Origin of the sequence: Vibrio kanaloae, from assembly GCF_024347535.1 — a bacterium.
Taxonomy (GTDB): Bacteria; Pseudomonadota; Gammaproteobacteria; order Enterobacterales; family Vibrionaceae; genus Vibrio; species Vibrio kanaloae.
Window position 1 is genome coordinate 821,011 of the sequence record NZ_AP025498.1, and the last position, 26,351, is coordinate 847,361.

A 26,351-nucleotide genomic window follows, 5' to 3' on the forward strand; every position below is an offset into this window, starting at 1 on the left:
ATTTGTGAACTAAAAACGCTCTCAAAATAAATACAAATTAGGTCTTTACCTAAACTTAACTTTAGGTATTAGGATATACAACGTTGCTTACGAGAATACTTTAAGGAGAGAAGAATGATCCAACTTGAACATGTAAATTTAGTCGTTAAGGACATCCCTGAAATGCTGACATTCTATAAAGCGGCGTTCCCTCATTGGTATGTCCGTGATGAGGGAAAAGGGGAGTGGTCAGGTAAGCCACGCAATTGGCTGCATTTTGGTGACGAATATCAATATATTGCACTGAGTGATCACGGTGAAGGAGAAAACAGAGACTTGGCAGGGCATTCGGTTGGTCTCGCGCATTTTGCTTATGTGACTCATAACATCAATAGCGTGATTGAGCGCCTTATTGATGCGGGTTTCCCAATAGCCAAACCCGGCGCCGAAGAACCTTATCGTAAAAACGTCTATTTTGTAGACCCGGCTGGCTTTGAAATTGAATTCGTTGAATATCTGAGTGATGATCCCAAACTACGCAATGCCACGTAATAAAAATCGTTTATCGACTTGGTTTGCTAACGCTAGTTTGTTCGAAATAAACGACTAAGAAAGAGTGCTAGGAAAGACTTACAGAAAAGGGCAGTGTGGATTATTCCGCAATGCCCTTTTTAAACTTGGCTTAAAGGTAGGAAATTACTTCATGCCTAGCTTTTGGTCTTTCGCTTTAAGGGGCGTCAGCAACTGTTTGCCAAACACATTGATTAGCGCGCCTGTTACAATGAGGCCACCACCTAAGTACGTCCAAGCCGATGGGATTTCATTGAAGATCCAAACACCTAATAGTGCAGAGAATACGATCTGAATGTATGAGTAAGCCGACGCCTTACCCGCAGCTTGGGTTTGCATCGCCTTGGTTAAACCATATTGACCTATTTGTGTGAAAACCCCGACGAGAACCAGCATCATAGTCAAAAATAAGCTGGGCCATACAAAGTCGCTCCAAATTAAGGCTGTGGATATTGGCATGGCAACCAGTGGGAAGTAGAAGATGATCACTGAGCTGTCTTCCGTTTGGCTAAGCTTTCTCACAATCACATACGCAATCGAGCTACCAAACGCACCGCACAATGCCACCATAATGCTGAACAGGGGTAACTCACTGCTCGCGCCAGTGTTTATGCTTGGCTGAACCATCACCAGTAATCCTGCTAGACAGAATGCAATGCAGATCATCGTTGATTTCTGGACGCGTTCTTTCAGGAATAACACACCGAGCAACGCGGTAAATATTGGATGGACGTATTGCAAGATAGCGGCTTCTGCGAGCGGCAGCGTCGTCACCGCATAGTAAACGCACATCAACGCAGCTGTACCGACAACACCACGCAGGAAAAGAAGTGGTTTGTTGTGACCCCAAATCGAAATGCCCTTTCGTTTCACATCAATATAACTGATGAGCAAAGACACCAAAGCTCTAGCTGCGACAATTTCAAATACAGGTATGCCGTAGCTGCTAATGTACTTTACACAAGCCGACATTAGTGCGAATCCAAAAGCGGAGAGGAGCATGAACCTAACCCCGACAGGGATCAGTGAAAAAGAGAAAGAAGGCATAAAAATATCAATCAGTTGAGGGAAGTGGAATCATAACGTAGTTTTGGAGAGCCGACCAAAGGCTTTGTCTGGTTCCCGTCAACTTAATTCAATTAATTCTCATTTCAGCATGGTTTGCTTTTTATCCTACATAATATCGGTTACAGCTCAGTTTTATAAAATCCCCCTCAACAGAAGGTGACGCTAATTCAACTCTGATTTATCCGCCGTTTTCATTGTCTCTGCTATTCATATTATTTCTGTGAATCTATAATGAGAGATATGTTCTATGAAACCAATAAATACCCTACTCATATCCACGCTCGCGCTTTGCTCTTTTAGTTCTGCCACATATGCCGACACCATCCTTCATGCTTTCAACTGGAAGTACTCAGACGTAACAGCCAATGCCAATCAAATTGCCCAAGCTGGCTACAAGAAGGTGCTGGTTGCTCCGGCAATGAAATCCAGCGGTAGCCAATGGTGGGCGCGTTACCAACCACAAGATCTGCGTACTATTGACTCTCCTTTGGGGAACAAACAAGATTTAGCCGCAATGATCACCGCACTTAAAGGCGTAGGTGTTGATGTTTACGCTGATGTTGTACTCAACCACATGGCGAATGAAAGCTGGAAGCGAAGTGACTTGGATTACCCAGGCACAGAAGTGCTAAACGATTATGCCAGCCGTTCAAGTTACTATGCCGACCAGACTCTGTTTGGCAACTTAGGGCAAGGTTTTGTCTCGGCTAACGATTTCCATGCCGCAGGCTGTATTTCAGATTGGAACGATCCGGGCCATGTTCAATACTGGCGTTTGTGTGGTGCCGATGGTGATGTGGGTCTCCCAGATCTAGACCCAAACAACTGGGTAGTGTCACAACAGCGTTTATACCTGAAAGCGTTAAAGGACATGGGCATCAAAGGTTTCCGAATTGATGCAGTGAAACACATGAGTCAGTACCAAATCGATCAAGTGTTTACGTCTGAGATCACAGCGAACATGCACGTGTTTGGTGAGGTTATTACCAGTGGTGGAGCAGGGAATAGCGGCTATGAGTCATTCTTAGCGCCATACTTAAACAACACCAATCACTCTGCGTACGATTTCCCGTTGTTTGCATCGATTCGCTCGGCATTCTCAATGAGCGGCGGTATGAACCAGCTGCATGATCCAAAAGCGTACGGCCAAGCATTGGATGACAATCGCTCGATCACCTTCGCGATCACGCACGACATTCCAACCAATGACGGCTTCCGTTACCAAATCATGGATCCACAAGATGAACAGCTTGCTTACGCTTATATCCTTGGTAAAGACGGTGGCACACCTTTGATCTACAGTGATGATCTTCCTGATTCTGAAGACAAGGATAACGGTCGTTGGGGCAATGTTTGGAACAGTTCGACAATGAAAAACATGTTGAGCTTCCATAACGCAATGCAAGGCAAATCAATGACGATGATTTCGAGCGATCAGTGCACTTTGTTGTTCAAGCGTGGTAAAGAAGGCATAGTTGGTATTAATAAATGTGGTGAAACGCGTGGCGTGACCGTTGATACTTACCAACATGAGTTCAATTGGCATGTTCAATATAAAGACGTATTGAGCAGCGCCACAGAAACCATTTCTTCTCGCTACCATACGTTTAATCTACCACCACGCAGTGCACGTATGTTTAAGCTTTAATACTTGCGCAATAAAGTGAAATACGATTGTTAGATAACATAAGCCGCAGTAAGTTCTGCGGCTTATTTGTATCTGGGCTAAGGCTTACCGTTACTGTTGATCGCTGATAACACCAGACCAATGATTTTGATGGGATAGCGCTTTCAACAATTCGATCTCTTTCTCTGTCTCTATTTTAAGCCAATCAATGAGATCATTAATCACAGGCGAGTGAGTGCGTTGGTGGATGAAATAGGTCCATGCACTGTTTTGGATCTTGGCATTTTTTGGGCAGTATAAGAAGCCACGTTGTAGATCTTGTAAAACCAAAAGCAAATCCGTCACTGTGACACCTTCACCCGATAAGCAAGCGCTGAGTGCCATATCCAAGGACAAGAAGCTGGTATTTCTGACGGGCTTTTTCGGTGGGAATTCGACATCGGCCAACCATACTTTCCAATCATGGTGATCTAAGGTTGGATGCAGCCGTGGCATGGTTAAGATCGAATCGAGGTCGGTGTCTTTATTCGTTGAACTGGCGGAATGAGTTAAGCTCGTGGAGCAGACTGGCGCCATAAACTCTTCACGCAAGAAAGTGATGTCAGGAGCGTTGTTGTATCGTTTTTTGAATCGAGTGTGGAAGATTAACAGGTCGTATTCGCTGCTGTTGATCGCTTCATCCTCTTCAATCACAGGAACTATCACGATCTCGTAATCTAGGTAGCGTTCGTTTAATTCACGTACCTTAGAGATCAATACTCGCGTAGCGAAACTCAGAGTTGCTTTGATCACAATACGTTTTTGTTTCGGTTCACTCCAAGAGGCGATCACCGACTCGATATTGCCGTAACTTTCACGCAAAGCGACATACAAATCATGACCTTGTACCGTTAATTCAATCGCTCGATGTTTACGAATGATCAGCGATGCGTTCAGCTCATCTTCAAGCTGCTTGATCTGACGGCTGATTGCACTCTGTGTCACGTTAAGCTCATCGGCAGCCAACGTAAAGCTCATCAGCCTTGCAGCCGCTTCGAAGGCTTTTAAGCCATTATGGGAGGATGGTAAGCTAGGATATGGGGTCATAATTCGTTCGTATGAGTTTTTAGAATGTTAGAGTCGCAAATTTATCAATTGAACGCCAGCCCCATCGATCGTATTTTGGGCGAAATTAACTGAGGCGCTCATGAAAAAAATACTCACTCTCGCATTCCCTTTGATCATTTCACAGCTGATATCCATGGCTTTAGTCCTTACCGATGTTTGGATGATGTCGCGAATCAGCGTGTCAGCGCTTGCGGCTGGTGGCTTAGGTGCCTCTATCTACTTCTTTATCTTCATTATTGCGAGCAGCACTGTCGGTTGTGTCGCAAACCTAATTGCTATCGCGTATGGTCAGCGCGTGGCACGCCCTGAGTTTGGCAATACACAAATCAGACTAGCGGTGAAAGGCGCAACCATGTTGGCATTCGTGCTCAGCGTGACTTTAATGGCAAGTTTCTGGTTTGCTCCGTTGGTGTTGGAAGCGGCTAAACAACCTCAAGAAGTGATCACCTTAGCGATGGAATATGTGCACGCCCTAAAATGGGTGATGTTGCCTTCGCTTATCTTATTGGTGCTGCGTGGATTAACCAGCGCGTTTGGTAATGTGCGTTCTATTCTGGTGATGTCGGTTATCACAGTGATTTTGAATGTACCCGTCAGCTACCTCCTAACGTTCCAGCTTGATATGGGGTTAACAGGCTTAGGTTTAGGTACCGCTATCGCGGCAATTATCGTGATGGTTGGCTACACGGTTTGGGTATTCAAACGTGACGAATTCAAGCAGTTCGCCCCTTGGCTAAACACCGAAGAGTACTCCATTAAGCTGATGAGCCCACTTTTAATGATGGGTTTACCTATCGGCTTGGCGGCGTTACTTGAGCACGGTTTGATATACGGTGGCACTTTAATGGCGGGCACTATCAGTATTGCTTCGTTAGCTCTACACCAAATCTTACTGCAATGTTTAAGCTTTACTTGGAACTTCAACTTCGGCTTTTCACAAGCAGCCGCTATTTTGGTTGGCCGTGATTTTGGTGCGGGTAACTACGAAGGAATTAAAAGAACCTCGATTCAAAGCTTTATACTGGTGTCGGTATTGAGTGTGGTCTTGTCTGCTGTGTTCATCCTATGGCCGGAAATGATTGCTTCTATCTTTAAGCTAAATGATGGCACTGGCGCAATGACGTCGCTACTGGCTTCGGTTATCTGGGTCGTGGCGTTGTGTTTTATTGTTGATGCTTGGCAGTTGCTGGCAATTAACTTGCTAAGAGGGATGAAGATTGTCTCGATGCCAACGGTGATGACTGCCATTGGTTATTGGGTATTTGGCCTGCCTGCCGCTTGGTACTTGATGGCAAAATTTGAATTGGCAGGGATCTGGGGTGGAATCGGCGTTGGCTTGGGTGTGACTGGTATTCTGCTGCTTATCCAACTGATGTTTGTCATTCAAAAGAACAGCAAGTCTCCGGAGCTATCGAATCATGCTTATTCATGAGTGGCTTGTACTGCTAGCCTCGAGTTATAACCTTTTATTATAGACCTTGGTCTTACAGAAACCGAGCACAAAGGTGGCTAAAATGATTTGAGCTGCTCATCATTTTATCAAGGAATACACAAATGGAAGTTGGACTGTTCTGGGCTGAAAAAGGAATGTTAGTGCTTGGCGCACTGTTTGTTTTAACGAGCATAATGCAGTACGGAAGACGCAGTAATGATTGGAAAGGCGTGATTACGATGTTCTACAAGCGTATTCCAATGAATATTACGGAATACAAATGGTACCGACTCGGTATCGCGTTGTTGGTTTTTGCCGTGATTATACGTTTCGCATTGTTGATTCTATGGCCTACCTATCAGTTCTAGCTTTTTGTATTTGCTCTGATGTATAAGACATCTGTCATTAGCTCTCACGTGTTGGATATATCAAAGCGATAAATGCATGAGTAAACCGAGCCTTAATATACTCATTTATTCAAGTTATTATTAAAGGTATCATTTGATAGAATTAGTGCTATTACTCCATATAATAGTGCAGTTAGTTGATTAATAATAATTGTTATTATCTTTGTAGCATATTGATTTACATAAAGAATAATACAAGATGATAGCTCACCCGCCTGTTTTATCATTCTTACTAATAATCTACACATAAATCCATTCACCCCGTACCTGATACCATAATGATCTGTTACACTCGTCCGAATTAGCTTTAATTTGTCGGTGGTGCATTTATGTCGTTCCCAGTTCTTATATGTGATGATTCTGCGTTAGCAAGGAAGCAGATGGCTCGATCATTGCCTAGTTCTCTAAATGCAGATATAACTTTTGCTGTTCATGGGCTTAATGCACTTGAAGAGTTAGCTCAAAACCAGTTTAAACTGATGTTTCTTGATCTCACCATGCCGGAATTAGATGGCTATGGCACATTGGAAGAGATGCAACGTTTAGGTAATACCACGCCTGTTGTGGTTGTTTCTGGTGATATCCAACCAAAAGCGCAACAGAAGGTCATGGACCTTGGTGCCAAAGCGTTTTTACAAAAGCCGATCGATAAAGAAGCGTTAAAAGCCATTTTACGCGAGCATGTTGAGCCACCGAAACAGCCTCAACTCATTACGCCTTCGCCTCTAGAGCTGCCAATACTTCGCCGACGTGACATCTACATGGAAGTGGCTAACGTTGCGATAGGCCGTGCAGCCGATGCATTGGCGCGTCACTTTAATGTATTTGTGCACTTACCATTGCCGAACGTGAACATCTTCGAAGTGAGTGAATTGCATATGGCACTTCGTGACCTAGCAGACAACGACCAAGTATCGGGTGTTTGCCAAGGCTTCAGCGGAGAAGGCATTGCGGGTGAAGCGTTAGTCTTGCTGAGTGATTCCAGCGTGAGCGACCTTAAAAAGCTCATGAAGGTACCAACAGATAGCGAACAGCTTGAAGAGTTAGAACTGTTGATGGATGTGTCGAATATCCTTGTTGGCTCTTTCCTTAACGGGTTAGGGGAACAATCAGAAGTCCGTTTTTTCCAGAGCTCTCCTGTTTTACTCGGCCAACACATTTCAATTGATTCTGTCATCGAAAATACCAGTGGCTCGTTTAAGAAGACCATGACCTTTGAAGTCAGCTACAACATAGATGGCACTTCCATCCGTTGTGACCTTCTGTTTATGTTCGTGGACGAATCCCTGCCTCTTCTAGACAACAAATTGGCCTACTTAATGGAGGAGTTTTAATATGCTGAATCTTCCTGCTGAATTTGAACAGTTCCACTGGATGGTGGACATGGTTCAGAACGTCGATATGGGGCTGGTGGTCATTAACCGTGACTTTCAGGTACAAGTTTGGAATGGCTTCATGACTCACCATAGCGGTAAGCAATCGCATGACGCGATCGGTAAGTCTATCTTTGAACTGTTCCCTGAGATCCCTGAGGAGTGGTTTAGGCTCAAAACCAAGCCAGTCTACGATTTAGGCTGCCGTAGCTTCATTACATGGCAACAAAGGCCTTATCTGTTTAAGTGTCGTAATGTTAGGCCAGTAACCCAACAAGCTGATTTCATGTATCAGAACGTGACGCTTAACCCAATGCGTTCGCCAACAGGCCAAGTCACCTCATTGTTCTTGTCTATTCAGGATGCGACAGCAGAAGCGTTGATGTCTCAAAAGGGCTAACACATTTTCTAGCTCGGTTATTAAATAGCTTTAAAAAGCGCTCCGAACATCGAATAAAATGGTTAAGGTTCCCACCTTAGCCATTTTTTTTGATGTCTATGCTTCGGGTGTGTTTCCAAACTGGTGCTAAATGTAAGGTCATGAGATTGCCGAATTTGCTCGCAAACGAAGAAAACTTGGAAAAAAGTCGAATTTATTTAAGAAAAAAGACATTTTTTGTTGGAGAAAAGTATAAATTTTATGTGATTTAGAGGTATTTTCTTCACATATTTGCTTAGTGATAGAGGGATTGAGCGAAAAAGGGAGAAAACGATTGCGCAATAAACCGACAGCGTTTGCGTTAGAGGTTCGCTAAGTTATTAATTAGTAAGGATTTAGTAGCAAGGTGTAACTGAGGGTTTTTACCAGATATGGAATCTTTGAGAGGATAGCATAAAAAAAAGTGAAATATCAGACTTGCTGTTACTAAATCACGACCTATAATGCTGAAAACCGGAGCGTCTGCCAACGCTCCGGTTTTTTTGTGTCCGAAGAAAAGTAAACTCGTCTGCCAACGGTTTTACTACGCATTTCGCGAGAGACACATCATTATATGAATCAAGGAAAACACCATGCGTATCGAACAAGAACTTAAGTTAGGTTTCAAAGATGTACTCTTCCGTCCGAAGCGTTCTACCCTTAAAAGCCGTTCTCAAGTTGAATTAACCCGCGATTTTACATTCAAGCATAGCGGTCGTCAATGGTCTGGTACTCCAGTAATTGCTGCGAACATGGATTCGGTAGCAAGCTTTGAAATGGCAGCTGCTCTAGCAGAGCACGGTGTGATGACTGCGGTACACAAACACTACACAGTAGAGCAGTGGGCTGAGTTTGCTAAAACAGCAGACAAGAAAACACTGAACAATGTATTTGTTTCAACGGGTACATCTGAAGCTGAGTTTGAGAAAGTTAAGAAGATCATGGCGCTTAGCGAAGACTTCGTATTTATCTGTATTGATATCGCTAACGGCTACTCAGAGCATCTAGTTGATTACGTGCAAAAAGTACGTGCTGAATTCCCAAACAAAGTTATCTCTGCCGGTAACGTTGTAACCGGTGATATGGTTGAAGAGCTAATCCTAGCGGGCGCAGACATTGTTAAGGTTGGTATCGGCCCGGGTTCGGTTTGTACTACACGTGTTAAAACAGGCGTAGGTTACCCTCAACTTTCTGCAATCATCGAGTGTGGCGACGCGGCACACGGCCTTGGCGGCATGATCATCGGTGACGGTGGCTGTTCATGTGCGGGTGACGTATCTAAAGCGTTCGGCGGCGGTGCTGACTTCGTAATGCTAGGCGGCATGCTAGCAGGTCACTCTGAGTCAGGCGGTGAAGTTGTAGAGCAAGACGGCAAGCAATACATGAAGTTCTATGGAATGTCATCTCAGTCGGCTATGGACAAGCACTCAGGTGGTGTTGCTAAATACCGTGCTGCGGAAGGTAAAACTGTTTTACTTCCATACCGTGGTTCAGTTCACAACACAATTTCTGACATCCTTGGTGGTGTACGTTCAACTTGTACATACGTAGGCGCAGCAAAGCTTAAAGAGCTAACTAAGCGTACGACTTTCATCCGTGTACAAGAGCAAGAGAACAACGTGTTCGGTAAAGAGTAACCTGAACGAATTCGAATAGTTTGAAAATCAAGGGCCGCTTTTGCGGCTCTTTTTTTGTTTGGGACTTATAAAGAAATTTTTGATGGGCAACTACACCACCCGATCAAACCCCTTAATCAAGGTGGGTAAAATAAGGCGTATGAGTTGTTTCAATGTTAGACGTTCACCCAACACATTATTGTCCATAGGTGTGCTGACGGAGGCATGTAACACAGAAATGCCCCATTATGCGTTAGAGCTTTTACTCATTCACATCCTGTTAGTATATTCTCCACTACCCAATATAATCTGAACTGGTGATAAATCAGTTTTATAAACTTTGTCACACTTTGCTGATTAACCATTCCCCATCTTAAATTTTTGATTTGTAGTTAAATTAATATGACAATGACTTCGTTCAAAGGAAAGATGCCGTAACAGTTTGTCAGCATGCATTTTGTTTAGTGTTTAAGATATTGTTTAATATTAGTTTGCTGTAAAATCCTAGCATATGGTGTGATAAGCGGCCTTAAAAGATAAAGGAATTCTAAATGAAAGTAGATAGATGGGAAGAATACCAAACTTTCTTTCAACTAATCATACTTAGGTATCTTGTTGTGTGGTTCTCATTAGTCCCAGTAATTGCGGGGGTTATAAACCAACTCCCAACTCCTTTACCCATTACTCTAATGGGTGTTACGCATAATATTGAACTAACTCTTCCATTTCATTGGCAACTACTCTGGCTGTCTTCTCTATCTTTTGTGATAGCTTTGGGGTTGTTTAAGCTTTTTTGTCCCAAATTCGTCCAAAAATACAGTAGTTTTTCTGAGTACAGTTCATACAACAATCACCCAAGATGGCTAGCTTGGGAAGCTCATGGCTTATTAAAAAGCGCAAACATAAATCAAAAGAAAAAATTAGTTGAACGGCTAAGTAAAAAAAAGTACCTCACCAAGTTGGAAGTTAATTTGGATAAAAACTTGTGTGATGAGCCTAAAGTTAACGAGAAGCAGACCGTAATTAAATTTAGAGTAGACGGTCAGTCCTATGAATTTGGAATGCCAATAGTACAGACTACACATGATGAGAGTTCTGAAAAGGATGTGTTCTATGAGCTATTCGGCAGATATTCGGAAAGCTACTATCCAGCTAGGTTCATAATAAAGATACTATTGATAATTAGTTTAGTGCTCTTTTTGTGGGTCCTAGGCCAACACATATGTAATGGTGCTGGTTTCGTTTGGGACTGGATACTAGAAGTAAGGAACAAATGAAGTCATATAAATATTATGCAGGTCTAACTAGTCAAGTTGGATTCTGTGCTACTCCACTTCGATTAGACCCTTATAACCGATGTCAGTTTTCTTGTGAGTATTGTTTTGCATCAACAAGACAAGGCTTTGGCCGACGGGGAGAGTTGAAAATTGGTAACCCATCTTCTCTTCTAGATAGGCTAACTCGGGTATCTAACGGTAAAGTCAGTTCAGCTCTTGATGAACTAATAGAGCGTAGAGTTCCTTTCCAACTGGGTGGCATGTCTGATCCATTTACAAAGTTAGAATCTAGAGAAAAAGTCACATTAGAGTATTTAAAAATTCTAAAAGAGTTTAATTACCCAGTTATTGTAAGTACAAAAAGTGACGAAATAACCCGTGATGAATATTTAGAGGTAGTTTCTGGCTCAAACACTTATGTCAGATTTTCGACGACGATAGTCGATTTTGAACAAAGACATAGAATCGATAGAGGATGTGTAGCAATAGAGGACCTGGCAAAGTCCGCTAAGGTACTGGATAGTGAAGGTATTCCAGTTTGCTTTAGGTTTCAGCCAATAATTCCGGGACATGAGAAGTTCTTCAGTCACGTTCTAGATTTAGCCGCTTCGTCTAGTGTAAAACACATTTCTGCTGAGTATTTAAAGTGCCCTATAGATGCAAACAAAAAGTTTGGCAGTAAGTTAATCGACATATTGGAAGGGAACCCCATTGGTTATTATAAAAAACTTGGCGCATTAAAACAGGGGAGAGAGTACATACTTCCAGCTAGCTATAGAGTGCCTAACTTAACAGAAATAGCAGTTCAAACTAGGTCTAAAGGTATGAGTTTTGGTTTTGCGGATAATGACTTGCTTCTACACTCGGATGGCAATGCATGCTGTGCTGCTTCAAACTTGTATTTAGAAAATGCTAATTATTTCACGGCTAACATCGTCTCATTAGCAAAATCAAAGTCTATAGGCGAAAAGTTATATTTTAAAGATTACCTATCTGGATGGGTCCCCAATAGTGCGATATCTACCTATCTGAATTCAAAGGCTCGACTTTCCATTATAGACACAGCCCAACCCGAATGGTTGAGCTATCTCCGAGAGATGTGGGCTGGAAAGTTAGGTGTTTACAATCCCGAGTATTTCGATGGTATTGAAAAAACAAATGAAGTGGATAACTATGATTTACCTGTTTTTGTTAGAACGGTTTCAAAATACTCTGATATACGTGATCTGAATAGTCAATATATTCAGTCGACTTCGAAATCATACAATATCTTGAATAAAAGAAAGCAGTTAAGTGAAGTGTCATTTCTTTAGATCGTTATGTAATACATGGCTCTATCATCGGGCTTTTTTGTACCCTTGAAGAGTGAGTCTCATTATTTCTTATTATGCCAAAGACCTATATTTGTTTTTACTCTAACTTGTTTCTTCCCCTTGACGTGCTGGCGATTATAAGAGAACAACCCTCAGCAGACTTTTTACTATAGATAATCTAATGAATTGGATAAAAGCCAGACTCGACCCATTCACCATTAGAAAGAGCCAAAAGAGGGATAATTCCTTCTTTCCACAAGTTATTGCCTACATTGATGTCAGTATGTGCATTATCTGACTGATTGCATTGATAAAAGGTGCTAGTGTTATCTGCAACAAAAGCGTGATAAGAGGAAAAACTCCATTTTTAATCAAGGAAACTTCCTTCTTAATAAGCTGTTAGAGCTACATAAACTATATCGGCATGGAATTATGAATGAGTAGTCGAATCGAGAATCAACAAATAAGTGAAACGATACCAGTTCATGGATTGATATCTGGAGCTAGCATAGGAACTTGGCAGGCAGACTATCCATTGACAGCTTTAGATTTCGAGCATATCAAAAATGGTAAACCGGTAACATTTAATTGGGCTAATAGCATTTTGTTGGCTACTGTAGGTTTTGGTTTTAATATCTTGGGTAAAGGTGCAACAACTATAGCTGGAGTAGAACAACAGATTTACATTGGAGAATGGATTGCATTAGGTGCAGGTGTCGCTATTTCCATCGTTCTATATTTAGTAGGTTTAGCTCTGCCCAACGACAGAAAACGAGTAATGAAAGAGATCAAAGAGCACTTCAATACGGCTCCAAAACAAAGACAAGTTGTATCGGGAGAAAACGAATGACTTATACAAGAAATAATCTCCCATCTTCATATCAGCCATACGAAAAGCTAACTATCTGTAGTAATTCATTAATAGGTGGTGGGCATTTGGTTGAATTAGCAGGAGCATTACCTTTAATTATTGGTTACGGGGAAAAACCACAGGTTTGGCTTCAAGCGATCAGTAATCCTGAAAAAATGGAGTTTGTGTCAATCGTTGAGAATTCAGTTTCAAAGTTTCCTGCTGTTGAGGTTAAAGAAATTGATGGCTCAATAATTATCACTATTCAAGGTAAGCAAGTATTGAAAGTTCGGAATGTATCAAATAGTGAAGCTGTTGTGGAAAATATGGATCTTAGACCAATAGGTTTAAATCTCTATGGTGATGCTAAGAACATGAATATGCCAAACGGTTCCTTTTCAGGAAATTCTATGTCTGGTGGCGGTGTTTTATTAGGCTTAGGTGGCTAGTAGCTCTAACAAGTCACTAAAGCAGGACTCGTAACTGTTGGCTCGGTTCCGCTTCGCTTCACTTCACATTTTAGCCAACAATTACTCGCCTCTTAGTGAGGCGTTAGCCTTTTTCCTCACATGGATTTCATTTGTGACGTCAGTTTTCAAATACACACAATATAGACCTGATTTCTTTGATAATTTCTTTTTAAAATTATCTAGATTTGGTGAATTCAACGACCCATTTGAAATGGTTATGGGCAATTACCTAAGTTCTGTTGATAAAGAAGAACATGATTTAATAATGTCACTTTCTAGTACATTATCTGATGGGGCTGCGTATTACGATATGGCTTGGGACGCGCAAGCTGGTGTCAGGGCAAGCGTTGGAGTGTTATGTTTCGCTTCAGATGAAAGCAATCTTTTGATGTGGGCGCACTACGCTAACAATCATGAAGGTATATGTATAGAGCTTGATAAGACTGCTGAGTTTTTTACCGGAAAATATAAGAATGCCACCAATTTTTTTTGGGAAAAAATGGATGACCACTACCAAAATATAGGTGAATTACGAAAAGTTAAATATACACTTGAGCGTCCAACTTACATTGAGCCAAGCGAGCTTGAATACGATACCGAGTCATGGTTTGTTAAATCCCCAGAGTGGGAATACGAGCAAGAGCATCGCTTGTTATTGCCTATTGATTTAGCTACGGCTCCTCCGAAGTCAGATATGTATTTCTATGCTCTAGAGCCGCAAATGATAAAATCAATAGTATTAGGCTGCCAAATGCCTGTGGCTACAAAAAAAGAGGTTTATGAAAAGTGTAGAAACCTTGGCATAAAAGTTCGTGAAGCATATGTCCATTCTCATCAATTTAAACTTGATATTGTTGATTACGATGAAAAAAATCATAGTAAGTACATAAATATGTACAGCTTAAATAGAAAGACTCGCTAATACAGAAGGCTAACTAATAAGGGTTAAAGTGTTGCGCAGCTAACACTAAATCCCGAGTGTTGAACAAGCCCGAAGCCACCTTATTAAGTAAATTGTACGATTTAGTTTGAAGAGCACCACGCACGCCATCTGATGCTGACAGCAAGGGCAGACTCGTATTGCTTTGCTCCGTATCATCTTCATTAAAGGCGGCATGAGATAAAACAAGTTCAGCAACAGCAGTTGAATATGACTCCTTATGGCATGAGTGTAGTGGTATGGTGAAACTGGTCACAGCATTAGGTTCTGCTATACCCCAAGTAATCCGTTAAACGCTAATTTAGTAATCCATACAACTCATTTCTGTCCAGAAATGCGTTTGAGATAACTGATTAATTACGAAGAGCGAATCTTGGTTTCAATTCCAAAAAATATCAACTTGTCAATTTTCAACATAAAGAGCCGCTTTTTTGCAGCTCTTTATTTTCATAAGGTTTATTAAATGGCTACACAATGGCGGCAGGGATATTACAGAGTCTATTGTGGAAATATAGCTTCCCATAATTTGAGAAGTAACCCTAAATGACTTATATATTGACATAGCAGATGTACATGTAAGCTGAAATTCGCGGTATGATTGGATAAACAATTAGTTGCGTAGGTAGTTATGTTCTCAGATAGTTTAATCAACAGTATTGTAAATAATGACGTATCTCTTTGGGTATTGGTTACTATAGTTACCATCACAGTGATTAAAAGCCATAAAGAGATCCTCCAAACTTTTACTGACTTTAAAGCGAATAAGTTTAAAAAATTAGAAAATGCAATTGCATGTGAGTGGGTCAGTGAGGATAAGAAGGAAATTCTTAAAGCTGAATTAGAACAGTTGCATATAGCTGAAGCTAGTGGGATTAAATGTTCCGTAGAGTTACGAAACGAGCTTTTAGATGTTTATAGAAGAAGTATAAGAGGTATACGTTTAGCTCATTTTCAACGAGCGGCTGGACTAACTAAGATAGAAAACGGGAATCTGACTTCAGGAGTCAGTACCTTGGAAAAGTATTGGTACTATATAGAGCTAGTTACAGCTACTTGTTTATGGGTTCTAACTATTCCTGTCATTTGTTTTTCTATATATGCAACGTTGTATCATGGGGTGGAGTTTCCAGCCAGTATCTTCTTGTTTCTTCCTGTAGCCGGCATTCTAGCGTATGACGGTGCAAAAATTATATCTTTGAATCATGTGCTTACTGAATATCAAAGTCTTCAGAAACAAACCATGTCCAAGGATATGAAAACTGTCGATTTGGATTTTTGACACTTACCTTGCTAGAGCCACTTAAGTTGTACAAGTTAAACGCTTTAAGCAGAAAGAGCCGCTTTTTAGCGGCTCTTTATGTTTGATTTTTAGCTATCACTCAGCAGAACGTTAACTTTCAAATTTTTTACTGCGCATAATTCGAAGGAAACAGTGCTCGTTTCGCTTCTTCATCACGTTCGGTTTTAAACTCAACGTCTTTACCAGTTTCGCGGGCGCGCAGGGCGGCTGGGCGAGTGTTGATTGCGTTAAACCAGCGCTTCAAATTCGGGTAAGGTTCTAAGCCTTCTTCACCAAGCACGACAGGTGCTTTATCAATCCAACCCCATGCGGCGACATCGACAATGGTGTACTCATTTCCGACGATAAATTCACGACCTTCCATATGCTTTTCTAACACTTCGTAGTGACGTTGTGCTTCACGTAGATAACGGTTCACAGCGTAGTCTAGGCCTGCTGGCGCAGCATGGCGGAAGTGTACCGATTGGCCAGAGTATGGACCAAGACCGCTCGCGATGAACATCATCCAAGATAGAAGTTCTGCTCTGTCTTCTGGTTGTCCCGCTAGCTTGCCAGTTTTCTCTGATAGGTAAAGAAGGATAGCGTTCGAATCGAATACACGTTGCCCATCGTCTTCAATCGCTGGCGTTTTACCGTTCGGGTTAATCAAACGATATTCTGGCGTATGTTGCTCGCCCTTTAAGGTATCAACAGGAACCAGTTCAAAATCTAGGCCTGTCTCTTCTAGAAACAGAGCGATCTTCATTGGGTTGGGTGTTTGGTGAAAATAGAACTTAAGCATGGGGTAACTCCTTGTATTGGTCATTCATTAAAACATCACTTGAACGATCGTTCAATAATTGATTTTGAATTTTCTGTGAATTCATTGATTTGATACCAAGCTCTGTGCCTTTTGAACTTGGTTGAGCAAGCGTGAATGAGCGCCGACTTGTAGAGCGATAGCGTTTTAAGTCGCTGAAATAATAAACATAAAATTCATATTTAGATTCGGAGCTGAGCTTCTTAACTTACGGATTTAGATGGAATAGGCATGTGGGGATTTGAAGTTAGATATTCCAAAGTCATTAAGGGATCTACTCATAGCTCGAAGCTATCTGGATATTTGAGCTTACTCTGGCGCATAAAATCGTGATCTGCAGCCACATCCTATGCAACAAATGAATATTAACCTTGGAGAGTAAGGTTTGGTTCACGGTTTTTTAATCTTGGCGGCTTACATTGGTGAGCAAATCTGATGTGAACACTTAACGACACAGGATCTTTCCATGAAAAAGAACATTATCGCCCTCGCTCTTGGTGGCATGCTCGCTTTTGGCGCAACACCTTATTCTTTTGCTGCTAACGATGGCGCAGTACAGGCTTCAGCGGATTACGCGCAGTTGGTGACTAAGCGACAAGTTGTCGACCAATTACTTCTTGATGCGTTGCAGGCGTTTAAGTCTCCGGCAAGAATTTCTCACGCGGGCTTCACGGCTAAAATGCCAAGCAACATGGAAATTGTGACTAACCGATTGTTAGAAGCGTACCAGCTAGAACCTTACCGTACTGACTTGTTGATCTCGGCAGCGAACGCTCAGATCTACAACAAGAACGCAGAGCGCGCTATTGAGTTGTTTGAACAAGCACTGACGGTTGCGCCAGACGATGTCGACCTTCATGCGTATCTAGCGGTTTGGCAGCGATTTGATGGCAATGAAAGTGAATCGAATAAGCACATGCAGAAGTTGGAAAACCTGAACAAAGGTAAAGCAGAAGACATCAAACGTATTTTTGCAACGGTCGACCGCGTGTTAGAAACACCTCTTAAAGAGTCTGCGGATAAGGGACTGTTGAGCGACCACGGTGCCATCGTCACTTTGGGTTACGCGCTTAACCCTGATGGTTCTATGCATGAGATTTTGATTGAACGTCTTGAAACGACACTGGCAATGTCCAAAGCCAACCCGGATGCGATGATTGTATTAACGGGTGGCGTGCCTAAGAATCACAAGACAGAAGGCAAGTTGATGGCGAATTGGCTTATCTCGAAAGGGGTGAGTAAAGACCGCATCATTGAAGAGAACTACGCGACTAGCACGGTAGGTAATGCCTTGTTCAGTAGCTATGCGCTTGCTCGCCATAATATTAAACATGCGACCATTATTAGCTCGGCGAGCCATGTTCGCCGTGGTCAAACCTTGTTTGAAATTGCGAGTTGGCAAACTGGTCCTCAAGGCATTACCTTCGATACGGTTTCTTACCCAGACAAGCCGCTAGAAAGTCTTAAGAAAGCGAGCAGTGGTGAGCTATTAGGTATATACCGTGATGCTCTAAGAACTTATGGCATGTGGAGCTACCGTTCTTACCCACTGGAATCTCGTTAAGCCAAGCATTGTTTGCGTTTGGGAAAAGTGCGGTTCGCGTTAAACCAAAGCGTCACTTGTTAGTACAATCGAGCACAGCTAGATGATATGCTGTGCTCCTATTTAATTTAGTGTTTCAAAGGCAAAAAAATGAACCCGATTTTAGCAATGTTGAAAGAGAACAATATTAGCGACGAGCAGATCAGTGAGCTATTCAAAACGCTGACAGAGAACCCTCTTGCAGCAATGGCGACAATCAGCCAACTTGGTTTACCACAAGATAAGCTTCAAATGCTGATGGGTCAGGTAATGCAAAACCCTGCGCTAATCAAAGAAGCAGTTGAAGAGCTTGGCCTAGATTTTTCTAAGGTTGAAGCGGCTAAAGAGCAACTTCAAAAATAAGTGAGTTTGATTGAGCTGATATCGTCTTAGCTTAATCCACATTCAATAAAAAGGTCGTTTAAGTTCAGCAACAGGCTGTTTTAACGGCCTTTTTTGATCTTGGGGGCGATTATTAACTTCGATCAAGTTGCTTTCAATCCCAGCCTCCCATTTTCTACTCAACGACTATTTGAACATAATTGACAGTACTCTTGCCAAATATGCATTGCTACTGACAAATTGCTTACTAGACTTAATTAATCTGTGTGCGACCTGATATGTGCACCTTGATGAACAGAGTTTTTGGATGAAGAAAGCCCTCAATAATAGGGCTAACCGATTTTGGCCATAAGCGCGGTTTATCTATGAGTCACATTAAGGAAATGAATAAGAGGGCAACAAACTAAGCCCTTTATTGAGCAGTGATTTATAGGAAGCTAGTTATGAAGTATTTAAAAGAAACCGCTTTAGTGAGCCTTGTGTTGGCAGGGCTTGTTGGTTGTGGTGGTGATTCAGGTTCATCAAGCAGCACGACTCCCATTACCTTGAGCGTGAGTGATGCGCCCATTGATGATGTTAAAGACGTCACTGTGACATTCAGTAAGGTCGCTTTACTTCCTCAAGGGGGAGGTTCGCCTCTGATTTATGATGTGTATAAAATGGACGAAAACGGCGACTACGTTGATGAAAATGGCGATCCATTGCCAGATGGTGAGGACCCTATTCCTTTAAGTGTGAATTTGTTGGATTACCAAGGCAGCGATGCGCTTCCTTTGATTGAAAATGAGGTCATTCCGGTAGGCAGCTATAAGTTGTGTGTGTTTGCGAATGATGGCGATCATCCAACAGATCCATCTTACGTGGTAGAAAATGATGATACGAATCATGAGTTAACGGTGAAAGGTGAAGGTGCGTGTCCGCAAGGTGTGGGTAAAGAAGATAACGCTGGCGTACTTTACTTTAATAACTCATTTAATGTGAACCAACAAAGCAACGATTTTGTTGTCGAGTTCGACCTTCGACGTGGCCTAAAGAACAGTTCGACTTTCCCTGATTACACCATTCAAAGAACGTCTGTAAGCCTTATCAATACGGTTGAGACAGGAAACATTGAAGGCACTGTTGAACTTTCTACTTATGACACTTGTAACGGTGGTGATAATACCTTTGTTCAGGCAGTCTACTTGTATGAAGGTAATGTTGAACAAGCTGACATGGCTCCGATTGGCGGCAGTGATGAAGTGAAACCGATTACTTCAGCATCAGTGACAATCAATCAAGCACAGACCAACTATGAGTTTTCCCTTGGTTTCATCGACCCAGGTACTTACTCATTGGGTTATACCTGTACTGCGCAGTTCGACAGTGATGAAGACAATGCAGATCCGGTTGCTGATGGTTTTGAAATCTATGATGTTCAAAATAGTGTTCAGGTATTGGTTGGTCAAGACAGCCAAGTGTCATTCTAACCTATATGTGAATTATGCTTTTTAATCAAAACGGCCTCTCATTTGGAGGCCGTTTTTGATCATGTCACCTAGCTAGCATGAATTTGATGCGCATTGAGTGTGACTCTAGGGAAGTGATAATGTAACTTTGTATCTCTTACTATAACCTAGCGAAATGTACTCTGGCGTTGATTATGAAATCTAGCTTAAGCATTCGATCTTATACCAAGCAATTTAATACTCATGCTCATGATGACCATCACCAACTGGTATTGCCAATCCAAGGCAGTATCAATATCGAGATGGTGGGGTATATCGGCAAAGTGGCCGTGGGAGAATGTGTGGTGATTCCGGTAACCACAGCGCATGCGTTTAAGGCGGATGAAGCAGCGCGGTTTATTGTCGCGGATATGGCGGAGTTGCCGCAGCACTTGTTGGAGCATGAGCTCTCGGTTTTCACGATAACACCACCTTTGATGAGCTTTCTGCTGTTTGTTGAGAAGCAGCTGGAGTATCAGGTCGATAGTGGTATTGAGTCATCAATCTTGGATGTGTTTTCACTGCTGTTAGAGCTACAACAAGTGAGCAAGAGCATTGACCCTCGAATCCGTGCGGTACAAAGGTTGATTGCGGATAACTACACGCAGCCGTTATCCATTTCACAACTTGCTGAAACGGCCTGTTTGAGCCCCACTCAGTTTAAGAAACGATTTAAAGAGTGCCTTGGTATCAGTGCGCTTAAATACATCACTCGATATCGCATGGAGAAAGCCCAAGCCTTGTTAACCCACACCGATTTACCGGTTCAATTGATCGCTGAAAATGTGGGGTATAGTGATGTTTCTGCTTTCAGTCGCCGTTTCTCTCAGCACTTTGGAATGTCCCCAAGGGCGTTTCTAGGCTCAATAAAAGAGAGTCTTTAGAAACAACAATAGCGTCCTTTCAGCAAATTAACTTTTATCAATCTTCACTATTATCTATTTCAGAAATGAAAATTGGGTAATAGAAATGAATCTTGCCATCAATCGCGTTAACGAATTCCAAACGGGCACTTTAGCCATCTTGTTTGCTTCTATTTTATGGGGCACGACAGGCACTGCCGCAAGTTTTGCACCTGATCTAAGCCCATTAGCGATTGGTGCTTTCTCTATGGGCGTCGGTGGTCTATTGCAAGCGGGTTTGGCGTATCGAAAAATCCTATTCGCTTTCGACAAACTTTTGCAGAACAAGAAGTTGTTGGCTGTGAGCGCTTTGGCTTTGGCGGTCTACCCTTTAGCTTTCTATTCTTCAATGAAATTATCAGGTGTAGCGATTGGTACAGTCGTTTCGATTGCGACCGCACCCTTCTTTTCTGCATTGTTAGAGTGTCTGATTAGCAAAAAAAATAACATCAACAAACGTTGGCTCACTAGCTTTGCGATTGGTGTGGTGGGTATTGGGCTGTTGGTGTTTTCAGAATCTTCATCGGCGAATGAATCCGGTGATGATCTCAAGCTGTTGGGTATTACTTTAGGTCTACTCGCAGGGTTGTGTTACGCCATTTATTCTTGGGCGACAAAAGCACTGATAGACAAGGACATTAAGTCTCAAGCGGCGATGGGCAGTATTTTTGGCCTTGGTGCGATGCTGTTGCTGCCAACGCTCTGGTTTACTGGTGAGAACCTGTTTTCCTCGCAGACTAACGTGTTAGTCATCAGTTATCTGACGTTAATCCCACAATGCTTGGGCTATGTAGCATTCAGTTTTGGTTTACGCCATGTGACCGCGAGCAGTGCCAACCTGCTGACTCTGTTTGAACCGGTGGTTGCAGCGGTGCTTGCCGTCTGCGTTGTCGGTGAGCTGATTCCCTTTACAGGCTGGCTAGGTATGTCTCTGATTGTGCTGTGCTTGTTTATGCAGTCGAAGCCATCTAAAGGAACGTTATAAGTATTTTTTTATTGAGCCTAATTGAAATTTATTTATGTGTAATTCTTATAATTGAATAAAAGGAGTATCTCAGTTGCAAGAGTGCTGTTACTATCGCTATCAATAGTCGGGGGGCATATACCTTAATTGGTGTTTGCTGAGATCGTTATTCGAGACCCGTTGAACCTGATTCAGTTAACACTGGCGTAGGGAACTATAAGCACTCGATCTACGTCTGCACCCATGAACGCTTTCATGAGTTTAATGCGGCATTTCCTACGGTTAGTGTTGGTTCTCCTACGTCTTGCAAGATAGTAGGAGCGACAATGACACACAGTTCTATTCCACCAACCTTAACTCCAAGACCCTCAACTTGTCAGATCTCTATTGACAGTTCGATTCGATCAAACACTCCAATTGTTTTAACCATCGCGGGCTCTGACAGTGGTGGCGGCGCAGGTATTCAGGCAGACATCAAAGCCATGTCTGCAACCGGTAGTTTTGCTTGTTCTGTGATTACCGCTATTACTTCCCAGAACACTCAAGGCGTTTCTGCCATTTTTCCTATCCCGCTCGACCACGTAACAAGCCAATTAGATGCGGTTTTCACTGATCTGAATATAGTGGCGGTAAAAGTTGGTATGTTGGCTGATTCGCAAATCATCAAAATTGTCGCGGATAAAATTAAACAGTACCAACCCAAGTACCTCGTCATTGACCCTGTAATGGTGGCAACCAGCGGTGACTTGCTGTTAGAAACCTCTGCCATTAGTACATTAAAGCAAGAGCTGATTCCGCTAGCAGACATCATTACGCCTAACTTGCCGGAAGGCGCGGCACTGACGGGGAAAGCTGTGCCTGAAAGCGAAGCGGAAATGAAGGGAATGATTGAAGACCTACGCACACTGGGTGCTAAAGCCGTTCTTCTCAAAGGCGGCCACTTAGAGAAAGATGAAAACAGTAACGATCTACTGATTCTGACGACGACGTCTGCCTTGATTAGCGCGAAGCGTTTCCCGACTAAAAATACCCACGGCACGGGCTGTACGCTTTCATCTGCTATTGCTTCTTTCTTGGCCCAAGGCAACACGCTGCCAGAGGCTGTCGACCTAGGTAAGCAATACATTTCTCGCGCGATTGCTCATGCTGATGAGTTGCAAGTCGGCCAAGGCCATGGCCCGGTAAACCACTTCTTCGCTGGACACGGCAATGTCCGTTAATACGGTTGGTGTTCAGCTCAGCAATGCCTCCTTACGTTATAACGACAGTGAACACGCGACCTTATCGGGAATGTCGCTTAGCTTAAACGCAGGTAAGTGGACGGTATTATTGGGTAGAAGTGGCTGCGGGAAAACCACGGTATTGCGTTATCTGGCAGGCTTGTTGGACGATAAGGTGGAGTGGCAGGGCACATTGGTAACCTCTGATGAACTGCCTTTAACGGATCGCATCGCTTACATGGCGCAGCAGGACTTGTTACTGCCGTGGTTGTCGGTTATCGACAATGTATGCCTGAGTCATCGCTTTCAAAATCAAGTTTCTGATAAAGCACAGCAAACCAATCAAGCACTAGAGTTGTTAGCTGCGGTTGGTTTGGCTGATCACGCGTCTACTATGCCGGATCAGTTGTCTGGTGGTATGCGCCAGCGTGTTGCCTTGGCTCGCACCTTAATGCAAGACAAACCTGTTGTGCTGATGGACGAACCTTTCTCTGCGCTGGATGCGGTAACAAGACACAAGTTACAGACCTTAGCGTGTGAACTGTTAAGAGATAAAACCGTTGTGTTGATCACCCATGATCCACAAGAGGCGGTGCGATTGGCGGATAACTTGTATGTGTTGCAAGGTACACCTGCGAGCGCCCAGTCATTATCTGTGCCTAATACAGCGACACCAAGGGTGTTAGACGGTAAATGTGCTGAGTTACAACAAGCGATCTTAGAGCAGTTGGAGCGTGACTATGAATGATCTAACGCGAAGTGAAGCTGTGGCTAGCTCAAAGATAGAGAACGTAGCAGTGCAAAGCTCAGGGGTAGAAAGTTCAACCGAGACACAAACCAAACTTGCTCGCCCTCGACAGATGAGTCCCGTTATGCGGTTACTTATCAGCAGTGCTGTGATTCTTGGTTTATGGCAAATGGTGGTGGTTATCTTCGAGATGCCGAGCTTTATTCTGCCAGCGCCCGCAGAAGTCTCTATTAAGCTAATCGAACGTTACGATGTGTTACTCAAGCACACTTGGGTGACAGCACAAGAGATTTTACTTGGGTTACTACTGGGTTTGTCGATGGGGTTATTCTTCGCTCTGCAGATGTTGATGTTTGATCCGTTGAAACGTTGGCTATTGCCTATCTTAATTGCTAGCCAGGCCATTCCTGTATTTGCTATCGCGCCAGTATTGATGCTGTGGCTGGGTTATGGCATCGCTTCAAAAGTAGTCATGGCGGCAATCATTATCTTCTTCCCCGTGACGACATGTTGCTATGACGGCCTGCGTAATACACCGACAGGCTATCTCGATCTTGCCAAGACGATGGGTGCATCGAAATGGCAACTGCTCCGCCATATCCAACTGCCTGCTGCATTGCCAACCTTAGCATCTGGCATTCGTGTGGCTGTGGTGATTGCGCCAATTGGTGCAGTCGTTGGGGAGTGGGTGGGTTCGAGTGAGGGGCTGGGTTACCTAATGCTACAGGCCAACGCACGCATGATCATAGATGAGATGTTTGCGGCCTTGTTCATCTTGGCGGTGCTGTCTATCTCGCTCTACTTCGTTACAGATAAATTACTCAAAAAAGCTATCCCTTGGGAAAACCAATGATGGCTTCGCTCAACATAAGAATAATATTCAAAAGGAAAGGTTAACCGTGAAAAATACAAAATTGATAGGTGCAGTGGCACTGCTTGCTTCGCTAGTTTCAGGTCATGCTTTAGCGGACTCTGAACAAAAGAAACTGACACTGATGTTGGATTGGTTTGTGAACCCGAACCACGGCCCAATTGTTATTGCCCAAGAGCGTGGTTACTTTGCTGACCAAGGTTTAGAGGTTGAAATCCAAGAGCCAGCCGACCCAAGCACACCAGCAAAACTGGTCGCGGCAGGTAAGGTCGATTTAGCCGTAACTTACCAACCAAGTTTAACCATGGATGTGGCAGCTGGCCTTCCTTTAGTTCGTGCATCAACCCTTATCGCGACGCCACTAAACACACTAATGGTGCTGGATAATGGCAAGAACGATTCATTAGCGGATCTGAAAGGCAAGAAGATCGGTATTGCGATTGCGGGTAACGAAGAAGCGACTATCGGCACCATGCTAGCTCAAGAAAATGTTGCGTTTACAGACGTGCAAACCATCAATGTTGGTTGGGCACTGTCATCTTCATTGGCATCGGGCAAGGTAGACGCAATCTGGGGGGGCCTACGTAATTTCGAAACCAACCAACTAGCCCTTGAAGGCTTTAAAGCCAAAGCGTTCTTCCCTGAAGAGCACGGTGTGCCAGCTTATGATGAGCTGATCTTTGTGGCTAACGCAAAGCAGCGCGATGATGAAGCGATCAAAGCGTTCAACAAAGCACTCGAACAGGCAACCACTTACATTGTGAACCATCCACAAGATTCATGGATCGAGTTTGTGGCGTATTCACCAGATACGTTGAATAACGAGCTTAACCAACGCGCATGGAACGACACGCTGACTCGCTTTGCACTTCGCCCTTCAGCAGTGGACATGAAGCGTTACGATGATTACGCGCAGTTCATGTTCGACAAAGGCATTATTAAATCACTACCAAAAACCGCTGATTACGTACCGACTTTTGACTAAGGAATCTCATGAAATACCAAGACTTAATCCAAGCCTGCCAGCAAGATTGGCAAGACTACACTGAGCATGATTTTGTTAAAACGCTGGCAAACGGCACGCTTGCTCAACCTTGTTTTCTGCATTATTTGAAGCAAGATTTTTTGTTCTTAAAACAGTATGCTCGCGCTTATGCATTGGCAATTTACAAGGCTAAAACACTGGCTGATATGCGTCGTGCACTGCCAAGTGTCCATGCTTTATTAGATTCTGAAATCTCTCACCACGTGACTTACTGTGGTCAGTGGGGTTTAACTGAATCTGACCTAGAAAACGAACCTGAAGACTTCGGTACAGTCGCTTACACGCGCTACGTTTTAGATGCGGGTATGACGGGTGATCTGGTCGATCTTTATGCGGCACTGGCTCCGTGTTCAATTGGTTATGCCGTGATTGGTAAAGCGCTATTAGAAAGTAGTGATACTGTTTTAGAAGGCAACCCATACGCGAGCTGGCTACAGCTGTATGGTGGAGAAGAGTTCCAGTCTGGCGTTGAAACGGGCGCGGAATATTTCAATCAGCTGCTTGCTGAAATTGATATCAACAGCGAACGCGGTCAGAACATCGTTCATATCTTTAAAACGGCAACGCGTATGGAGGTGGCTTTTTGGCAGCAAGGGCTGAATGCTCTTGATAGCTCACCAGCCGTTTAAAGCGCTTTAACGAAT

25 protein-coding genes, 2 pseudogenes and 1 riboswitch are annotated in these 26,351 nt (G+C 43.1%); of the genes and pseudogenes, 23 read left to right on the forward strand and 4 right to left on the reverse strand.

What is annotated here, in order from left to right:
• Window positions 1-114 precede the first annotated feature (114 nt).
• Window positions 115-531, forward strand: coding sequence for a VOC family protein (locus tag OCV24_RS17830; RefSeq protein WP_017058068.1), 417 nt, complete (start codon window positions 115-117; stop codon window positions 529-531).
• Window positions 532-675: 144 nt separating this feature from the next.
• On the opposite strand, the gene OCV24_RS17835 is transcribed toward OCV24_RS17830, so the two are convergent.
• Window positions 676-1,596, reverse strand: coding sequence for a DMT family transporter (locus OCV24_RS17835; RefSeq protein WP_150877391.1), 921 nt, complete (start codon window positions 1,594-1,596; stop codon window positions 676-678).
• A gap of 268 nt (window positions 1,597-1,864) precedes the next feature.
• Here OCV24_RS17835 and OCV24_RS17840 point away from each other — a divergent pair, with 268 nt between their 5' ends.
• Entirely contained in the window at window positions 1,865-3,265 is a 1,401-nt protein-coding gene (locus OCV24_RS17840; protein ID WP_077681756.1) for an alpha-amylase family protein, read from the forward strand.
• Window positions 3,266-3,355: 90 nt separating this feature from the next.
• Here the strand turns inward: OCV24_RS17840 and OCV24_RS17845 are convergent, their stop codons facing one another.
• The gene (locus OCV24_RS17845; protein ID WP_102508514.1) at window positions 3,356-4,330 is read right to left on the reverse strand and encodes a LysR family transcriptional regulator; all 975 of its coding nucleotides are present in this window, start codon (window positions 4,328-4,330) and stop codon (window positions 3,356-3,358) included.
• Window positions 4,331-4,430: 100 nt separating this feature from the next.
• Here OCV24_RS17845 and OCV24_RS17850 point away from each other — a divergent pair, with 100 nt between their 5' ends.
• The 10 genes from OCV24_RS17850 (at window position 4,431) to OCV24_RS17895 (ending at window position 14,429) form a co-directional block, all read left to right on the forward strand.
• On the forward strand, window positions 4,431-5,783 hold the full coding sequence (locus OCV24_RS17850; RefSeq protein WP_150877389.1) for an MATE family efflux transporter: 1,353 nt from the start codon (window positions 4,431-4,433) through the stop codon (window positions 5,781-5,783).
• A gap of 122 nt (window positions 5,784-5,905) precedes the next feature.
• A complete protein-coding gene (locus OCV24_RS17855; RefSeq protein ID WP_137008923.1) occupies window positions 5,906-6,151 on the forward strand; it encodes a hypothetical protein in 246 nt (81 codons plus the stop codon).
• 368 nt (window positions 6,152-6,519) lie between these two features.
• Complete coding sequence (locus tag OCV24_RS17860) at window positions 6,520-7,524, forward strand: response regulator (RefSeq protein WP_029627230.1); 1,005 nt, start codon at window positions 6,520-6,522, stop codon at window positions 7,522-7,524.
• 1 nt (window position 7,525) lies between these two features.
• The gene (locus OCV24_RS17865; RefSeq protein WP_017058076.1) at window positions 7,526-7,963 is read left to right on the forward strand and encodes a PAS domain-containing protein; all 438 of its coding nucleotides are present in this window, start codon (window positions 7,526-7,528) and stop codon (window positions 7,961-7,963) included.
• A gap of 611 nt (window positions 7,964-8,574) precedes the next feature.
• Window positions 8,575-9,618, forward strand: a complete 1,044-nt coding sequence (locus OCV24_RS17870; RefSeq protein WP_017058077.1) for a GMP reductase — start codon at window positions 8,575-8,577, stop codon at window positions 9,616-9,618.
• Between the two features lie 530 nt (window positions 9,619-10,148).
• On the forward strand, window positions 10,149-10,874 hold the full coding sequence (locus tag OCV24_RS17875) for a hypothetical protein (RefSeq protein WP_150877387.1): 726 nt from the start codon (window positions 10,149-10,151) through the stop codon (window positions 10,872-10,874).
• The gene (locus OCV24_RS17880) at window positions 10,871-12,187 is read left to right on the forward strand and encodes a radical SAM family protein (RefSeq protein WP_150877385.1); all 1,317 of its coding nucleotides are present in this window, start codon (window positions 10,871-10,873) and stop codon (window positions 12,185-12,187) included. The genes OCV24_RS17875 and OCV24_RS17880 overlap by 4 nt, the downstream gene beginning before the upstream one ends.
• Window positions 12,188-12,623: 436 nt before the next feature.
• Complete coding sequence (locus OCV24_RS17885; RefSeq protein WP_150877383.1) at window positions 12,624-13,037, forward strand: purine permease; 414 nt, start codon at window positions 12,624-12,626, stop codon at window positions 13,035-13,037.
• Complete coding sequence (locus OCV24_RS17890) at window positions 13,034-13,486, forward strand: hypothetical protein (RefSeq protein WP_150877381.1); 453 nt, start codon at window positions 13,034-13,036, stop codon at window positions 13,484-13,486. Before OCV24_RS17885 ends, OCV24_RS17890 begins: the two co-directional genes overlap by 4 nt.
• Before the next feature lie 133 nt (window positions 13,487-13,619).
• Complete coding sequence (locus OCV24_RS17895; RefSeq protein WP_150877379.1) at window positions 13,620-14,429, forward strand: DUF2971 domain-containing protein; 810 nt, start codon at window positions 13,620-13,622, stop codon at window positions 14,427-14,429.
• A 45-nt stretch (window positions 14,430-14,474) separates the two neighbouring features.
• On the opposite strand, the pseudogene OCV24_RS20855 reads toward OCV24_RS17895, so the two are convergent.
• A pseudogene (locus OCV24_RS20855) lies at window positions 14,475-14,675 on the reverse strand (hypothetical protein); the annotation flags it as partial.
• 400 nt (window positions 14,676-15,075) lie between these two features.
• Between OCV24_RS20855 and OCV24_RS17900 the strand changes: the two are divergent.
• A complete protein-coding gene (locus OCV24_RS17900; RefSeq protein WP_108175603.1) occupies window positions 15,076-15,726 on the forward strand; it encodes a hypothetical protein in 651 nt (216 codons plus the stop codon).
• Between the two features lie 127 nt (window positions 15,727-15,853).
• Here the strand turns inward: OCV24_RS17900 and OCV24_RS17905 are convergent, their stop codons facing one another.
• A complete protein-coding gene (locus OCV24_RS17905) occupies window positions 15,854-16,528 on the reverse strand; it encodes a glutathione S-transferase family protein (RefSeq protein WP_150877377.1) in 675 nt (224 codons plus the stop codon).
• A gap of 484 nt (window positions 16,529-17,012) precedes the next feature.
• On the opposite strand from OCV24_RS17905, the gene OCV24_RS17910 reads away from it, so the two are divergent.
• The 10 genes and pseudogenes from OCV24_RS17910 (at window position 17,013) to tenA (ending at window position 26,336) form a co-directional block, all read left to right on the forward strand.
• Entirely contained in the window at window positions 17,013-18,110 is a 1,098-nt protein-coding gene (locus OCV24_RS17910; protein WP_017058084.1) for a YdcF family protein, read from the forward strand.
• Between the two features lie 129 nt (window positions 18,111-18,239).
• On the forward strand, window positions 18,240-18,491 hold the full coding sequence (locus OCV24_RS17915; protein WP_004731647.1) for a DUF2999 family protein: 252 nt from the start codon (window positions 18,240-18,242) through the stop codon (window positions 18,489-18,491).
• Between the two features lie 422 nt (window positions 18,492-18,913).
• A complete protein-coding gene (locus OCV24_RS17920; RefSeq protein ID WP_077681746.1) occupies window positions 18,914-19,939 on the forward strand; it encodes a DUF4382 domain-containing protein in 1,026 nt (341 codons plus the stop codon).
• 173 nt (window positions 19,940-20,112) lie between these two features.
• On the forward strand, window positions 20,113-20,841 hold the full coding sequence (locus OCV24_RS17925) for a helix-turn-helix domain-containing protein (protein ID WP_150877375.1): 729 nt from the start codon (window positions 20,113-20,115) through the stop codon (window positions 20,839-20,841).
• Window positions 20,842-20,926: 85 nt separating this feature from the next.
• Window positions 20,927-21,844, forward strand: coding sequence for a DMT family transporter (locus OCV24_RS17930; protein WP_102507432.1), 918 nt, complete (start codon window positions 20,927-20,929; stop codon window positions 21,842-21,844).
• 97 nt (window positions 21,845-21,941) lie between these two features.
• Window positions 21,942-22,053, forward strand: a riboswitch (TPP riboswitch).
• 96 nt (window positions 22,054-22,149) lie between these two features.
• Window positions 22,150-23,043 (forward strand): bifunctional hydroxymethylpyrimidine kinase/phosphomethylpyrimidine kinase, encoded by an 894-nt coding sequence (thiD, locus tag OCV24_RS17935; RefSeq protein ID WP_017058088.1) that lies wholly within the window; start codon window positions 22,150-22,152, stop codon window positions 23,041-23,043.
• On the forward strand, window positions 23,033-23,791 hold the full coding sequence (locus tag OCV24_RS17940) for an ABC transporter ATP-binding protein (protein ID WP_046225174.1): 759 nt from the start codon (window positions 23,033-23,035) through the stop codon (window positions 23,789-23,791). The genes thiD and OCV24_RS17940 overlap by 11 nt, the downstream gene beginning before the upstream one ends.
• A 118-nt stretch (window positions 23,792-23,909) precedes the next feature.
• Window positions 23,910-24,644 (forward strand): annotated as a pseudogene (locus tag OCV24_RS17945) (ABC transporter permease); the annotation flags it as partial.
• 46 nt (window positions 24,645-24,690) lie between these two features.
• Entirely contained in the window at window positions 24,691-25,647 is a 957-nt protein-coding gene (locus OCV24_RS17950) for an ABC transporter substrate-binding protein (protein ID WP_046225173.1), read from the forward strand.
• An 8-nt stretch (window positions 25,648-25,655) separates the two neighbouring features.
• A complete protein-coding gene (tenA, locus tag OCV24_RS17955; protein WP_046225172.1) occupies window positions 25,656-26,336 on the forward strand; it encodes a thiaminase II in 681 nt (226 codons plus the stop codon).
• Window positions 26,337-26,351 lie beyond the last annotated feature (15 nt).

Coding starts and splice junctions, on each gene's coding strand:
- OCV24_RS17910 (WP_017058084.1), top strand. CDS start 17,013: ATGAAAAAGAACATTATCGCCCTCGCTCTTGGTGGCATGCTCGCTTTT.
- OCV24_RS17930 (WP_102507432.1), top strand. CDS start 20,927: ATGAATCTTGCCATCAATCGCGTTAACGAATTCCAAACGGGCACTTTA.
- OCV24_RS17860 (WP_029627230.1), top strand. CDS start 6,520: ATGTCGTTCCCAGTTCTTATATGTGATGATTCTGCGTTAGCAAGGAAG.
- thiD (WP_017058088.1), top strand. CDS start 22,150: ATGACACACAGTTCTATTCCACCAACCTTAACTCCAAGACCCTCAACT.
- OCV24_RS17880 (WP_150877385.1), top strand. CDS start 10,871: ATGAAGTCATATAAATATTATGCAGGTCTAACTAGTCAAGTTGGATTC.
- OCV24_RS17875 (WP_150877387.1), top strand. CDS start 10,149: ATGAAAGTAGATAGATGGGAAGAATACCAAACTTTCTTTCAACTAATC.
- OCV24_RS17890 (WP_150877381.1), top strand. CDS start 13,034: ATGACTTATACAAGAAATAATCTCCCATCTTCATATCAGCCATACGAA.
- tenA (WP_046225172.1), top strand. CDS start 25,656: ATGAAATACCAAGACTTAATCCAAGCCTGCCAGCAAGATTGGCAAGAC.
- OCV24_RS17845 (WP_102508514.1), bottom strand. CDS start 4,330: ATGACCCCATATCCTAGCTTACCATCCTCCCATAATGGCTTAAAAGCC.
- OCV24_RS17870 (WP_017058077.1), top strand. CDS start 8,575: ATGCGTATCGAACAAGAACTTAAGTTAGGTTTCAAAGATGTACTCTTC.
- OCV24_RS17855 (WP_137008923.1), top strand. CDS start 5,906: ATGGAAGTTGGACTGTTCTGGGCTGAAAAAGGAATGTTAGTGCTTGGC.
- OCV24_RS17925 (WP_150877375.1), top strand. CDS start 20,113: ATGAAATCTAGCTTAAGCATTCGATCTTATACCAAGCAATTTAATACT.
- OCV24_RS17920 (WP_077681746.1), top strand. CDS start 18,914: ATGAAGTATTTAAAAGAAACCGCTTTAGTGAGCCTTGTGTTGGCAGGG.
- OCV24_RS17830 (WP_017058068.1), top strand. CDS start 115: ATGATCCAACTTGAACATGTAAATTTAGTCGTTAAGGACATCCCTGAA.
- OCV24_RS17940 (WP_046225174.1), top strand. CDS start 23,033: ATGTCCGTTAATACGGTTGGTGTTCAGCTCAGCAATGCCTCCTTACGT.
- OCV24_RS17900 (WP_108175603.1), top strand. CDS start 15,076: ATGTTCTCAGATAGTTTAATCAACAGTATTGTAAATAATGACGTATCT.
- OCV24_RS17840 (WP_077681756.1), top strand. CDS start 1,865: ATGAAACCAATAAATACCCTACTCATATCCACGCTCGCGCTTTGCTCT.
- OCV24_RS17905 (WP_150877377.1), bottom strand. CDS start 16,528: ATGCTTAAGTTCTATTTTCACCAAACACCCAACCCAATGAAGATCGCT.
- OCV24_RS17850 (WP_150877389.1), top strand. CDS start 4,431: ATGAAAAAAATACTCACTCTCGCATTCCCTTTGATCATTTCACAGCTG.
- OCV24_RS17835 (WP_150877391.1), bottom strand. CDS start 1,596: ATGCCTTCTTTCTCTTTTTCACTGATCCCTGTCGGGGTTAGGTTCATG.
- OCV24_RS17865 (WP_017058076.1), top strand. CDS start 7,526: ATGCTGAATCTTCCTGCTGAATTTGAACAGTTCCACTGGATGGTGGAC.
- OCV24_RS17915 (WP_004731647.1), top strand. CDS start 18,240: ATGAACCCGATTTTAGCAATGTTGAAAGAGAACAATATTAGCGACGAG.
- OCV24_RS17885 (WP_150877383.1), top strand. CDS start 12,624: ATGAGTAGTCGAATCGAGAATCAACAAATAAGTGAAACGATACCAGTT.